Annotated in this window: 9 protein-coding genes; 4 read left to right on the plus strand and 5 right to left on the minus strand. The window is 45.4% G+C overall.

Annotation, left to right across the window (positions count from 1 at the left end):
- Positions 1-5 precede the first annotated feature (5 nt).
- The 4 genes from lpxB (at position 6) to QUA53_RS07940 (ending at position 4,152) form a co-directional block, all read left to right on the plus strand.
- Entirely contained in the window at positions 6-1,178 is a 1,173-nt protein-coding gene (gene lpxB, locus QUA53_RS07925) for a lipid-A-disaccharide synthase (protein ID WP_333096173.1), read from the plus strand.
- A gap of 136 nt (positions 1,179-1,314) precedes the next feature.
- Complete coding sequence (locus tag QUA53_RS07930) at positions 1,315-2,577, plus strand: DNA cytosine methyltransferase (RefSeq protein WP_333096174.1); 1,263 nt, start codon at positions 1,315-1,317, stop codon at positions 2,575-2,577.
- A 616-nt stretch (positions 2,578-3,193) separates the two neighbouring features.
- Positions 3,194-3,538, plus strand: a complete 345-nt coding sequence (locus tag QUA53_RS07935; protein WP_333096175.1) for a BON domain-containing protein — start codon at positions 3,194-3,196, stop codon at positions 3,536-3,538.
- Positions 3,539-3,780: 242 nt separating this feature from the next.
- Positions 3,781-4,152 carry a DUF4278 domain-containing protein gene (locus QUA53_RS07940; protein ID WP_333096176.1) on the plus strand — a complete coding sequence of 124 codons (372 nt, stop codon included), beginning with the start codon at positions 3,781-3,783 and terminating at the stop codon, positions 4,150-4,152.
- 120 nt (positions 4,153-4,272) lie between these two features.
- Here QUA53_RS07940 and QUA53_RS07945 read toward each other — a convergent pair whose 3' ends face one another.
- The 5 genes from QUA53_RS07945 to QUA53_RS07965 form a co-directional block, all read right to left on the minus strand.
- A complete protein-coding gene (locus QUA53_RS07945) occupies positions 4,273-5,454 on the minus strand; it encodes an RtcB family protein (protein ID WP_333096177.1) in 1,182 nt (393 codons plus the stop codon).
- Between the two features lie 383 nt (positions 5,455-5,837).
- Positions 5,838-9,065, minus strand: a complete 3,228-nt coding sequence (locus QUA53_RS07950) for an efflux RND transporter permease subunit (RefSeq protein WP_333096178.1) — start codon at positions 9,063-9,065, stop codon at positions 5,838-5,840.
- Between the two features lie 681 nt (positions 9,066-9,746).
- Positions 9,747-10,691 (minus strand): GDP-L-fucose synthase, encoded by a 945-nt coding sequence (locus tag QUA53_RS07955; protein WP_333096179.1) that lies wholly within the window; start codon positions 10,689-10,691, stop codon positions 9,747-9,749.
- A gap of 408 nt (positions 10,692-11,099) precedes the next feature.
- Complete coding sequence (gmd, locus tag QUA53_RS07960) at positions 11,100-12,131, minus strand: GDP-mannose 4,6-dehydratase (RefSeq protein WP_333096180.1); 1,032 nt, start codon at positions 12,129-12,131, stop codon at positions 11,100-11,102.
- A 455-nt stretch (positions 12,132-12,586) separates the two neighbouring features.
- Positions 12,587-13,318 (minus strand): sugar transferase, encoded by a 732-nt coding sequence (locus QUA53_RS07965; RefSeq protein WP_333076234.1) that lies wholly within the window; start codon positions 13,316-13,318, stop codon positions 12,587-12,589.
- Positions 13,319-13,478: the final 160 nt, after the last annotated feature.

Consider the following 13,478-nt stretch of genomic DNA (forward strand, 5'->3'; position numbering starts at 1 on the left):
AGAATATGAAAATTTTTATCAGCACGGGTGAGGTTTCTGGGGATTTGCAAGGAGCTTTGTTAATTGCAGCCTTAAAACGTCACGCTGTGGCCGCTGGTTTAGAGTTAGAAATAACAGGATTGGGCGGGCCTCGTATGGCAGAAGCTGGGGCTACTATTTTAGGCGATACTGTGGGCATTGGTTCTATGGGCCTTATAGAATCTGTACCCTATATTTTGCCGACAATCAAAGTTCAGGAAAAAGCTAAACAATATCTCAAAAAATTCCGCCCCGATGCGGTTGTATTGATTGATTATTTGACTCCAAATCTCGGCATTGGCAGCTACATCCGTCGCTGTTTGCCGGATTTGCCGGTGATTTGGTACATTGCACCTCAAGAATGGGTTTGGTCGATTTCTCCTCGCAATACTGATTTGATTGTCAATATTTGCGACCACCTTTTGGCAATTTTTCCTGAAGAAGCTTGTTATTATCAAAAAAAAGGAGCCCAAGTGAGTTGGGTTGGTCATCCTTTGGTGGATAGAATGCAATCTGCGCCCAGCCGGGAAGTTGCCCGCAAAACTTTGGGAATTGGGCCGGAACAGGTGTCGATCGCCCTAATTCCCGCTTCTAGACACCAAGAACTCAAGTACCTGATGCCGGTTATATTTGAGGCAGCTCAAACTATTCAAGCTAAATTGCCGGAAGTTGATTTTTTGATTCCGCTTGCTAACAAAGCTTTCCGCAGCAAAATCGAAAAAGCGATCGAGAATTACGGTTTGCGGGCTACTTTGTTAGAAAATCAAACTCTGGAAATCTTGGCGGCTGCCGATCTGGCGATCGCTAAATCTGGTACTGTTAATTTGGAGTTGGCTTTGCTGGATGTTCCGCAAGTTGTCATCTATCGCGTCAGTCCGATTACGGCGATTATTGCTCGCCACGTGCTGAAATTTTCGATTCCTTTTATGTCTCCGCCCAATTTGGTGCAAATGAAGCCGATCGTCCCGGAGTTGCTGCAAGACGACGCTACTGCGCAAAATATAGTGAATCACGCACTGGAATTGCTGCAAAATGCCGATCGACGCCAGCAAACTTTGGCAGGTTATCGGGAAATGCGCGAAAGTCTCGGAGAGGTGGGCGTGTGCGATCGGGCCGCTGCGGAAATAATGAAAAATGTCAACTTAAATACAGCTTCTTAAAGCAATTTTGGTATTGAAAAGTTATGTATAAACCCGGTTTCTTTGTGTATAGCTTCTTGACAAACCCAAGATTTATTACCAAAAACCAGGTTAATTTTTTTAATTTCTATTAAAGCCACTTTGTTATTGAAATGTTATGCCAAGCAATCGGAAAAAGCGACCGATCGCTGTTGATTTATTTGCAGGCGCGGGCGGCATGACCCTGGGCTTTGAACAAGCAGGTTTTGATGTACTTGCATCAGTCGAAATTGACCCTATTCACTGCGCCACACACGAGTTTAATTTCCCGCTGTGTTCTATTCTGTGCAAAGATGTCACACAGCTTACGGGATCGGAAATTCGGAAAAAATCGGCGATCGGGCGGCGCGAGATAGACGTAGTAATCAGCGGTTCGCCCTGTCAAGGATTCTCCATGATGGGCAAGCGCGAGGTGGACGACCCACGAAATTCTCTAATTTTTCACTTTAAACGCTTAGTTTTGGAGCTAAAACCCAAGTTTTTCGTAATGGAAAATGTGCCGGGAATTGCATCAGGAGAACACAAAGAACTCTTGAATATTTTAATTAGCTCTTTTCTGGAAGCAGGCTATCAAGTAGAAGAAAACTATCAAGTTCTCAACGCGGTTCACTACGGAGTGCCACAAGCTCGCAAACGATTGTTTCTGATTGGGTGCAAAGCAGGTTATGAGCTACCCAAATACCCTCAGCAAACTACGATACTGCCAAAAATTAAAATTCCTAAACGCTATAAAAAAGTTAATTTACCTGCTGTCCCGACAGTTTGGGATGCAATTGGAGATTTGCCGGAAGTGGAAAAGTACAGCGAGTTGCTGCACCGAGATTGGGTAATCGCGGAGTACGGCAAGTGCAGCGCTTATGCGAATATAATGCGCGGGATTGATGGTTTGGAGGATGATTATTCCTACGATCGCGAGTACGATCGACAAATTCTCTCTTGTAGTTTGCGAACTAAACATTCTCAGGAATGTATGGAAAGGTTTCAGGCGGCCAAACACGGCGAAAAAGAGCCGATCAGCCGTTTTTATAAGCTTCACCCCCAGGGAGTTTGCAACACTCTCAGGGCTGGAACCGACCGAGCTAGGGGGGCTTATACTTCGCCGAGACCGATTCACCCGATCGCGCCTCGGTGCATTACTGTCAGGGAAGCTGCGCGACTGCATTCCTATCCTGACTGGTTTAGATTTCACGTGACAAAATGGCACGGTTTTCGCCAAGTCGGAAATTCTGTACCGCCGCTATTGGCAAAAGCTGTAGCAGCGCAGATTATTAGCGCTTTGGGCGTGGAAGCAATTAAGCCGAGTCTCAAACTGACCTGGGGAGATGATTCGTTGCTTAAGCTGAATTGGTCGGAAGCAGAACAATATTATCTAAAAAGTTAAGAGTTAGATTTAATTATCTCTAACGGGGAATTAGTAATTGGTAATTGGTAATTGGAAATTAGTAATTGCTAATTGGTAAACAAGTAGTGATTTTTGCCTGTCATCTCCTTTTACAAACCGGGTTAGATCAAATCGCATAATTACTTATAGCAATCCTCGCATCATTTGTGAATTTATTACTCCCCAGCGAGCGGGTTCGGGGAGGGTTTGGGTGGGGTAAAAAATTTACGACTCATGCAAGGATTGCTATATGCAGGACTACCCTTAATTAAGCGCGGCCTACCGTCCCCTGTATCGGTGGACACAGTTCGATGACGTGCAGGAGATGTCCCGCGTAGTTAAACAAACCGAGAATGTATTCCGGCGCGTTGTGCAGTTTTTTTTAAGGTGACAGTGGGGGAACTGCTTCGACTACGCCTCTGCTATCCAAGGCGGAGCGATCATCCCATACATCAAATAGCAACATCAACATCTAGATACCATTTAAGATTTTAGATTGTAAAAGTCTCCCGATAAAACATTTTGATAAATTTCGCTGAGTTTTGCAACAATTACGAGTCTTTTGGAATTCTAGAGCTATCTTGGAAAAAGTGTATTTTCAGGAGACTCAACTAATATGGGTTGGTTTAAAAGACTGTTCGGACTCGAAAAGCCTGAAGCCCCGGCTGAACCGATGGCACAAGTAGTACAGCAAGCAGCACAAGCGCAATCCATCGCTCCTGCTAAAGTCGGCCCAGACGGAAACTTTGACGAGAGTGGCTTAGCGAAGCGGGTTGCTTTAGCTTTTGACAGCGATGCAGAAGTTGCTGATATCGAGACTGTTTATGTCGCTCAGCTCAGCAGCACAGTTGTTCTCAAAGGTCAAGTTCCCAGTCAGGAAATTCTTGACAAGTTGGTAGCGATCGCCTCTGCTGAAGAAGGTGCAACAAACGTGCAAACCGATCAGGTGACAGTCGGGTAGTTCTTCGGAACCGAAGCAGTTTCGCTCCGGGCGCGGCTCGAATTAGTCAAAAGCTCGATTAAACCCGCTGCGGCGGGTTTTTTCTTGCCCTCTGCCCCTCAAAATATTAATTTTTGTAAATTCAACGAATTCATCTTAAAAAACAGTATAATTGAATACAGAAACTAAAAAAGTTTTAGCCAAAAAAACCCAAGCTAGCCTGACTGCCCTTTTTATCTCCATACATATAAGGATCAAAAAATATGAAACTCACTTATCGCGGCGCACACTATGAGTACGACATTCCGACTGTCGATATGATCGAAGGCGAAGTCGCGGGCAAATATCGGGGCCAAAACTGGAACTATCGCTATCCGAGACACATTCCCGCCCCAAATAAATACGGCGGTACAAACCATACTACAAAGCGAGATTCTCAAGCTGGCGATCGGGATAGCGCAGCAGTTCGCACCCCAGGGGCGGTTGAATCTTACCCAACAGTTGTGGAAGTGGCGCAAGTCCACCAAGCGAATATTTGCAATATTCTCGATCGTAGAAAGCAAGCAGCCAAAGCCAATGGCGATGAAAGACTGCTGCGCTTGCTAGAAATTGAGTCTAGACAGATGGTGTGTTAGAGAAAAGCTTTAGAAAACAAAGCGTTTGTCAAGAGGGGGGAAATCAACAGCGGCTTGATTTCCCCCCTCTTCCCATAAAGCACTTTCTAGGTAAGTGAATTACAAATAAACCAGTTTCTGTCACCCCTTGACACAAACCATCTGCTTCAGAGTCGCCACAACTTCCACCAAATCCGACTGCTGACTCATCACCTCATCAATCGGCTTATAAGCCCCCGGAATTTCATCTAAAAATTGCTCATCTTTCCGGCACTCAACCCCCTCAGTCTGCAGCACAAAATCATCGAGAGTAAATACATTTTTCGCTTGATTGCGAGACATCAAGCGCCCCGCGCCGTGACTGCAACTACAGTAACTCTCAGCATTTCCCTTCCCTTTAACAATGAAAGACTTCGCCCCCATCGAACCTGGAATAATTCCATAATCCTCTACATCCGCGCGCACAGCACCTTTGCGAGTAACATACACCTCTTCCCCAAAATGCACCTCTTTTTCCGCGTAATTGTGGTGGCAATTCACCTCTAATAACGGCTTAACAGATTTGCCTCCCGCGACGTGCTTTTCCACAATTCGCTTAAACCGATTCATCATCACATCGCGATTAAAACGAGCATAATCTTGCGCCCACTGCAAATCGTGCCAGTAAGCGGCAAACTCCCGCGTACCCGCTACAAAATAAGCCAAATCTTTGTCAGCCAGATTAATTTCTGCCAGTTTAGCTAAATCTTTAGCAGTCTCGATGTGCTGCTGTGCTAGCAAGTTTCCAATGCCGCGAGAACCAGAGTGCAGCATCAGCCAAACAAAGTTTTCACTATCAACGCAAACCTCAATAAAATGATTGCCACCGCCAAGGGAACCCATTTGTTTTAAGGCTTTATTGTTTTGGTGCTGCACGCCTTGATGAAGTTCCTTAAACTCGCCCCATCCTTGCCAGTTTGTGACAGTTTTTTCTACTTCCTTGTTTTCCGCAAATCCCACAGGGATTGCTGCTTCGATATCGAGGCGAATTTGTTTGAGTTTACCTTCTAAATTTTCAGCCTTGAATGGCATTTTAATCGCAGCCATCCCGCAACCAATATCAACGCCCACAGCAGCCGGAATAATCGCTTCTTTTGTGGCAATTACTGAACCGACTAAAGCACCTTTTCCTAAATGTACATCGGGCATTAGTGCGACGTGTTTGAATACAAAGGGCAAAGATGCTACGTTGGCGGTCATCTTGGTTTCTTTTTCGCCCAGGGCGTGATTTGCCCAAGATAATACTGGTTTTGGGGCTGATATGTCTAATTTTTCGTAGGGCATTTTTGTTTAATTTGGTTTTGCCAGTTCTCGTGTAGTATTATTGTAACACGAAAACTTTCGGATGTCAAAAACACTAATTCTTGTAGGGTGTGTCAGTCGGGAATTTCTTTGGGGAGTCATAAAATTGTTTACTGACGCACCTTACCCACTAATTCTTGCGGCGTCAACTTCACATCAAATGCAGTAGCGGTATTGTTGATAAATCCGACAGTCCGACAGGGAATGAATTCCCTGTCTCATAGCAAAAGTCCTCTGAAAGAGGACTAAAATCGATCGCACTTTCGTCAAAATCTACAGTCGGTTAAAACCGACTTTCGCTTTGAGACAGGGGTGTAAACCCCTGCCGGATTGCGTCGAAGTGCATAAAAAGCTGACACTACATTTTACAAATTCGGAGTCTTTCTCGCCGCCTTCTGCACGGGAATAGCCACCGCCTGCGGCTTCTTCTTCGCTGCAAACATCCCGAAGAAGTCGTGCAGCAAAATGTAAAAACACGGAATAATAAACAGCGTCAGCAGCGTCGCCAGCGACAAACCAGAAAACACCACCACACCCAGTGGTTGCAAGAATTCCGAACCTTCTCCAATGCCCAAAGCTAGGGGAAACAAACCCAAAACTGTAGTAATAGTTGTCATCAAAATCGGCCGTAAGCGCTGAGGTGCCGCCCTCAGAATTGCTGTCGTGCGATCGACTCCTTCCTCTTCCCGAATTTGGTTCGCCAACTCCACCATAATAATACCGTTATTCACGATAATTCCCACGAGCAAAATTGCCCCGATCATCACCGTCGCCCCGATCGCAGTTTTGGTCACATAAAGCCCGAATACTCCCGCCGCCAACGCCAGAGGCACTGTCAGCAAAATCACCAGCGGGTCAACTAAAGAATTGTACTGCACCGCCATCGCTACAAACACTAGAAAAGTCGCCAATCCCCCCAACAGCTTGAGAGAAGTTTGCAATTGCTGATTAGTTTCAGCAGCCGAACTCGGCACAATTCTTACTCCTCGCGGCAAGTTCAGTTCTGATAAAACTGCATCGACTTGCTGGACAGCATCGCCGAGACTTGCACCCTTATTCAAGTTTCCGACAACTAAGAAAACTTGCCGCTGATTGAGACGCTGAATTTCTGCCGGCGCTTTGCCGATCGTAATATTGGCCACGTCACTTAAACGGATGATACTGTTATTGCCGCCCGATAATGGAATTTGTCCGAGTTGGGCAATAGATTTGACAGAAGTGCGATCGAACTGCACCCGCACATCTATTAATCTGTTTCCCCGCTGCAACTGAGTGGGAACAGCACCTTCAATTGCTGTCTGAATTGTCTCCCCAATATCTTGGGCTGTCAGCCCGTACACAGCAGCCCTTTCCCAGTCTGGACGAATTTGTACCTCTGACTGCGGCGGGTCTGCCTCCGGCCGAAACCGGGCTAATTTTACCTTCTCATCTAATGCTTTTAATATCTGACGGCCTGCTTCCTGCAATGATTCTTCAGTGTCCCCCTGAACCACGACATCAATTTCGCCACCCCGCACGGGAGAATTAGTTAAAACTAAACCCCTAATCGATTCTGGAACTAGCCGCAGACGAGTTCCTTTAGGAAGGTCAATTTTTTTTAATTCCTCAGTCATTCTTTCTGTAAAATCGGTGGTATTGGTACCTGATTTGAGCGTAATTGTGCTGCTTCCTCGAAGCAAATTTTCAGACGTATTGTTACCGAACAGCAGCCCTCCCGCTGTCGTTAAAGTGTACTCTGTTTCTGGCTGTTCAAGCAGAATCTTATCGACAGCAGCAATCACTTTTTGATTGGTTTCCAAGTTAGTCCCCGGAGGAAATGAAGCAAATAATCTGGCTTGACTTGTATTAACTCTCGGCAAAATTTCTTGGGGAATTTGTCCTAGCATCACCCATGTGCCACCGCCTAAAATGACAAAAGCTACTACGATTATAATTAACCGCAAACCCAGGACTTTTGAGAGCATCGAACCGTAAGCCCGCGTACCGTTCTCAAAACCGCGGTTGAAATGTTTTATCGGCCCAAACTGACTGATACCACTGGAATAAGACATTCCCATCAAGCGAGAAGTCAGCATCGGCACTACCGTTAAAGCTACTAGCAGAGATGCTGCTACTGCAAAGCTAATTGTCAAAATTAATTCGTTAAATAGCAGCGAAAAGAAGCCGCCGATCAGCAAAAATGGCAGCACTGATACTAAGTTGGCCGCTGTGGAGGCAACCATTGCTGATTCTACTTCTTCACTCCGCAACACAGACTCTTCTATTGTGCGTTCTTTTCGATCTTTAATTCTGCCTTTTTTTAGATGAGGGTTGCTGTCTAGACCGACTACAATATTTTCTAAAATAACTACGCTGGTGTCGATCGCCTGACCGATTCCTAGCGCTAAACCGCCTAAACTAAATAAATTCAGCGACATACCGAACAGCCGCATTAAAATAATGGCTGCTAGAGTACATAGGGGAATTGTCAGAGAAATAATCAGCGTTTGTCTGAGGGAACCTAAAAAGAACAAAACTGCGATCGCAGCCAGCACTGCCCCTGAAACTCCCGAATTTGCCACATCGGCTAAGGAATTGCGGATAAATCTAGATTCGTCTAAGGTAGTAACTACAGTCATGTCCGCCGAAATCAAGCCGGACTCCTGCATTTCTTTGATGCGATTTTTCACTCCGTCTACAACAGTAATGGTGTTGGCGTCCGGCTGTTTCAAAATGCTAATTTTAACTGCAGGTTTTTGATTGAGGAAAACCTTGACTCGCTGTTCTTCCGTGCCGTCATTGACTTGGGCAAAATCGCGCAGGTAAACTCGTTTTGGCGGGTTAGAACCGGATACTTGAAAGGAAAGATTGGCAATTTCAGAGGCTGTTCTAAAGCGGCCGATGGTTCGCGTCAGCGGTTCGTTAGATTCTTGCCGCAACCGACCGCCGGAAGTGTCTAAATTGCGCTCGCGCAAAGCATTAAAAACGTCATTAAGATTAACTCCTAAACTTTGCAGTCGGTTCAGGTCAATATTAACTTGAATTTCTTCTTGAACGCCGCCGGAAACGTCAACGGAAGCTACTCCGGGAATAACGTTAATTTCCCTGGCTAATTCTTCATCTGCAAATACCCGCAAATCTACCCCTTGTCGCGAGTCTGAAGTCAGGGCGAATTCGTAAACCGGCTGTTGAGAAGGGTCAAATTTAAACAGACTGGGCGATTCAACTGTATCCGGAAGTCGGTTGCGAATTCGGTTGACGGAGGCTGTAGCGTCATTAAGAGCCTGGTCAATATCGCCGCCCGGTCTGAAGAATAAATCGACGCTGACTTGTCCTTCGCGGGTGCGGGAAAAAACTTGCGTGACTCCTTCTGTCGCTGAAAGTCCTTGTTCCAGTGGGCGGGTAATTTCGTCAACTGCAACTTCTGGGGAGACTCCGGGGGCGTCTAAGCGCACGCTGATGCGAGGATACGTGATGGATGGCAGCAAGTCAACGGGCAGTTGGGTGATGTAGAAAATGCCCACGACTATAATCGCAAGTGTCAGCATGAGAGTGCCGATGTGGCGGCGAATCGCGGTCGCGCTAATGCTGAATCCGGGTTTGTCGGCTGTCATTTGATTTTAGATTTTAGATTTTAGATTAAAGACTTGGAAAGTTTACACTGTCACTCAGCCTGCAAAGGAATGAATCGCGGGGCTAGTGACCAAATTGTTTTCGGTCAGGCTTGATTTTGTATAGGGAGTGAGAGAATATTTACGCTCCGCACCTGACAAGTAGTATAATAAATTTTAATAAATTGTCAAAAAGGTTTTTTACAATATTCCTTTAGAGGTAGTCTATCGCCCATAATATACATTGGCAGAAATTGCGATCGGCTTTTTTATAGATCGAAAGCAATGGCTATTTACTGCTATCGTGGGAGTAGGTTGACTATATTGTTTGCCTTATCTACAGGTTGGTTGTAAAATCGGCCACTCCATTCTTATTCGCCGTTGCAGATTTACGGTATGGAAGGCTAAATATGCCGGATCTTCCGTACTTCGTGTGTTCATTTATCTGAAATTAATAGCCTAAATTTTTACACAGCAAGGGTTTCCGATCTTACTTCAGTTAATTAGGAGCAATTTTTTCCTTCGATTCATACATAGCTTGGGTTTTAACTACTTAAACTAATCGTTGGGCACACTAAGTAAGGAAGAGCCAGCTTTACTAAAAAGTTCTTTCTGGTGATTTACTGCCATTCACCCTATTTCCTAAAAAAACCCGGTTTCTTAATGAAACCGGGTTTGTCACACTTAAACTGCGTGTTTTCGATACCAATCAATCGTATTTTTCAATCCTTCCTTAAACTGCACCTCCGCAACAAAACCAAACTTTTCCTTAGCCCTTTGGGTATCCAAACAGCGGCGCGGCTGACCGTTCGGTTTGTCTGTTTCCCAAACAATTTCTCCCTCAAATCCCATCAATTCGCAAATCGTTTCCACTAAATCGCGAATTTTAACTTCACTATTCGTTCCCAAATTAACCGGATCAGATTCACTGTAATCTTGCGTTGCCATCACAATTCCCCGCGCGGCATCTGTGGAATACAAAAACTCGCGGCTAGGGCTGCCGTCGCCCCAAACTGGCAGTGTTTTGTCTCCCCTTTCTTGCGCTTCGTGGACTTTGCGAATTAATGCGGGGATGACGTGGGAACTTTTCGGGTCAAAGTTATCTTCCGGGCCGTACAGATTTACTGGTAGCAAGTAGATACCGTTGAATCCGTACTGCTGGCGGTAGGATTGCAGTTGCACTAATAAGGCTTTTTTCGCTACTCCGTAAGGTGCGTTAGTTACCTCTGGATAGCCGTTCCACAGGTCATCTTCTTTGAAAGGAACTGGGGTGAAGTTAGGATAAGCGCAAATAGTGCCTACGCAGACAAATTTTTCGACTCCTGCTTCGTAGGCGGCGTGGATTAGTTGCGCGCCCATCATCAAATTATCGTAAAATAATTCAGCAGGTTTGACTAGGTTTAAGCCGATGCCGCCGACGTGGGCGGCGAGGTGAATGATAATATCTTGTTTTTCGGCGGCGCGCTTGCAGTTTTCCATGACGCGGAGGTCGCAGTCGATCGATCGAGTTACCGAAATTTTATCAGCATCGGCCCCTGCTTTCACTAGCTGGTCGATTACCTGACGGCCCAAGAAACCGGCGCCGCCCGTGACTAGAATGCGTTTGCTGCTTAAATCCAAGCTTGTCATAATTTTAGCCTCGGGATTTTGAATAAAGGTCGATCGACAATTTCAATTCTAAAATTGTTGCTTTAGCAAAAAAAGCTTTGAGGTGCAGGATGAGGTTGCCCACACATTTGTTTTAGCTGCAGCAGATAGGGACAATTTGCGCGGTGCACACCCGAAAGTTAGATATAGGGGTCGCAACTCCCCAACTATCATTTTAATGTTTTTTTTAGCCCGCACAGCCTAAAATTTTGCGAGCAATTAAGCTGGTTCTTTGAATGCCGATCGCGCTACGCTAATAGCTGTAACAACCCTCTCATCATTTGTGAAGTGTGTGCAGGGGCGATCGTCCGGTGTACGGCTTTCGCCAAAGGGGTAGACACGGGGCCCTACCCCTACAAATTGTTCGTACTGACGGCTTGGTTTAGCGACTTAATCAAATCCGTTGCCCGAACCTCGACCTTGCTGGTCTAAAGCTTTTATATCAGCATCTACCATTAAATGTACTAACTCCTGAAAAGTTACAGAAGGTTCCCAATTTAATTGCTGGCGCGCCTTAGTCGAATCGCCAATCAACAGTTCGACTTCTGCCGGCCGCAAGTAGCGTTCGTCAAACTCCACATATTTTTGCCAATCTAAATTGACGTAAGTAAAAGCCAAATCGAGAAATTCTTTAATGGAATGGGTTTCGTTGGTAGCAATGACATAATCGTCAGGCTTGTCTTGTTGCAGCATCAGCCACATCGCCCGCACGTAGTCTTTAGCATAGCCCCAGTCTCTCTTGGAATCGAGATTGCCCAAATAAATCTTTTTCTGCTTGCCGGCGACTATTCTGGCAACGGCGCGAGTAATTTTGCGAGTTACAAAAGTTTCGCCACGGCGGGGAGATTCGTGATTGAACAAGATGCCGTTGCAGGCAAAAAGTCCGTAAGATTCGCGATAATTTACTGTTTGCCAGTGCCCGTAAACTTTGGCGCAGGCGTAAGGACTTCTGGGATAAAAAGGAGTTGTTTCCTTCTGCGGAACTTCCTGTACCAAACCAAACATTTCCGAAGAACCTGCTTGATAGAACCGCACTTCTATGCCGGTGCGGTGCTGATAGTCCCGAATTGCTTCTAGCAGCCGCAATACTCCCATCCCTACTGTGTCAACCGTATATTCCGGCGAGTCAAAACTGACTCGAACGTGAGATTGAGCGCCTAAGTTATAAATTTCTACCGGCTGAACTTCTTCCAATATCCGGCGGAGAGTGGTGCCGTCCGTCAAGTCGCCGTAGTGTAGAAACAGGCGTGCACCCTCGCTGTGAGGATCGACATAGATGTGGTCAATTCGATCGGTATTGAAACTAGAACTGCGCCGGATAATGCCGTGAACTTCATATCCTTTCTCTAACAGTAATTCGCTCAAGTAGGAGCCGTCTTGACCTGTAATACCTGTTATTAGCGCTCGCTTGCGTTGCGTCATCTGATTTTCCTGTGACAGGCTGTGTTAATTCACAATAATTTTTTGGCAGAGGCTGTTGCTCCCTGCCGGCCGTATTCTCAAACTCTACGTTAACTGCTTTATAAAACTTACTCAAACTTAACTTTAGTTACCTAAAGCCAGTTGAAGTTTACTTCCTACGCTGTTGGGTAGTGGGCTATCCCAAGATAAGTAGGCTATCCCCCTTAAGCCAAAGGTTATAGAGTTAAGTTTAACACCTAAACCTAAAGTAGTCTATCTAGAAGAACCGATCTTTCTAGATGAATAAGAGTTAGGTTTATTTAAGTATTTGCCCCTTTAGTTAAGCTCACAATTCTTTGATCGGCACCCAGGAAATTTTTAGTTTTGACAAAGAGTTTGTCGCGGATTGTCAGTAGTCAGCATCAGTGGTCAGTAACAAATAAAACTAACTACCGATTGCTGACTGCGGACAAAAATTAATATGCGCCGTTATTTTTGGGAAAAATCACAACTCCAATTGTTTTGAAAACAATCCACATATCCATCCAAAGGTTTTTGTCATTTGCGTAATAGAGGTCGATTTGGACTCGGCGGGGATAGGGAATGTCGTTGCGACCGGACACTTGCCACAAGCCTGTAATTCCAGGCCTTATGGTGAGAATTTTGTTGATGTGACTACCGTATCTCGGCAGTTCTTCTTCAACTAAAGGTCTCGGTCCGACGACGCTCATATCTCCTTTTAAAACATTCCAAAACTGGGGAAACTCGTCTAAACTGGTCATTCGTAAAAATCTTCCAATCCAGGTAATTCGAGGGTCTTGTTTCAGCTTGAAATTGTCCTCAAACTCTTGACGCAAATGCGGAGAATTTTCCATGATTTCCAGCAATATATCGTCCGCATTTTCCACCATCGTTCTGAATTTAAGGCAATAAAACCTTTTACGGTTTTTGCCTACTCGTTCCTGTACGTAAAAAATAGGACCGGGCGAGCTTAAGGCGATTAAGAAAGCCAAAAGCAGGTAAACCGGAGCAAACAGGATCAGAACCGATAAGGAAAACAGGATGTCAAATAACCGCTTGAAAAGTTCTCCGTCGAGGCTCTGTAGAGAACGACTTATGCGTCTATCTCCTTGCAGGACAGACCCAAAACCGCGTCTTGCGATCGCTCGAATTACCTTACCGGAGATTAGTTGGCTGTCGGCAGTCATCTTACTCCTTCACTTCACACCACACACAGTCCTGATCATAAAGCCTCAAGACGCTTTGTTCTCTCAATTATGTTTCCAATACTCAATTTTCTGCCTTCTGAAGGCTTCAAAAGGCAGAAGGAAGAAGGAAGAGGGCTTCTGGCGGCATAAGGAAAAAGGC

It is taken from the genome of Microcoleus sp. Pol12B3, assembly GCF_036701355.1.
GTDB lineage: Bacteria > Cyanobacteriota > Cyanobacteriia > Cyanobacteriales > Microcoleaceae > Microcoleus.

Coding starts and splice junctions, on each gene's coding strand:
- lpxB (WP_333096173.1), top strand. CDS start 6: ATGAAAATTTTTATCAGCACGGGTGAGGTTTCTGGGGATTTGCAAGGA.
- QUA53_RS07930 (WP_333096174.1), top strand. CDS start 1,315: ATGCCAAGCAATCGGAAAAAGCGACCGATCGCTGTTGATTTATTTGCA.
- QUA53_RS07935 (WP_333096175.1), top strand. CDS start 3,194: ATGGGTTGGTTTAAAAGACTGTTCGGACTCGAAAAGCCTGAAGCCCCG.
- QUA53_RS07940 (WP_333096176.1), top strand. CDS start 3,781: ATGAAACTCACTTATCGCGGCGCACACTATGAGTACGACATTCCGACT.
- QUA53_RS07945 (WP_333096177.1), bottom strand. CDS start 5,454: ATGCCCTACGAAAAATTAGACATATCAGCCCCAAAACCAGTATTATCT.
- QUA53_RS07950 (WP_333096178.1), bottom strand. CDS start 9,065: ATGACAGCCGACAAACCCGGATTCAGCATTAGCGCGACCGCGATTCGC.
- QUA53_RS07955 (WP_333096179.1), bottom strand. CDS start 10,691: ATGACAAGCTTGGATTTAAGCAGCAAACGCATTCTAGTCACGGGCGGC.
- gmd (WP_333096180.1), bottom strand. CDS start 12,131: ATGACGCAACGCAAGCGAGCGCTAATAACAGGTATTACAGGTCAAGAC.
- QUA53_RS07965 (WP_333076234.1), bottom strand. CDS start 13,318: ATGACTGCCGACAGCCAACTAATCTCCGGTAAGGTAATTCGAGCGATC.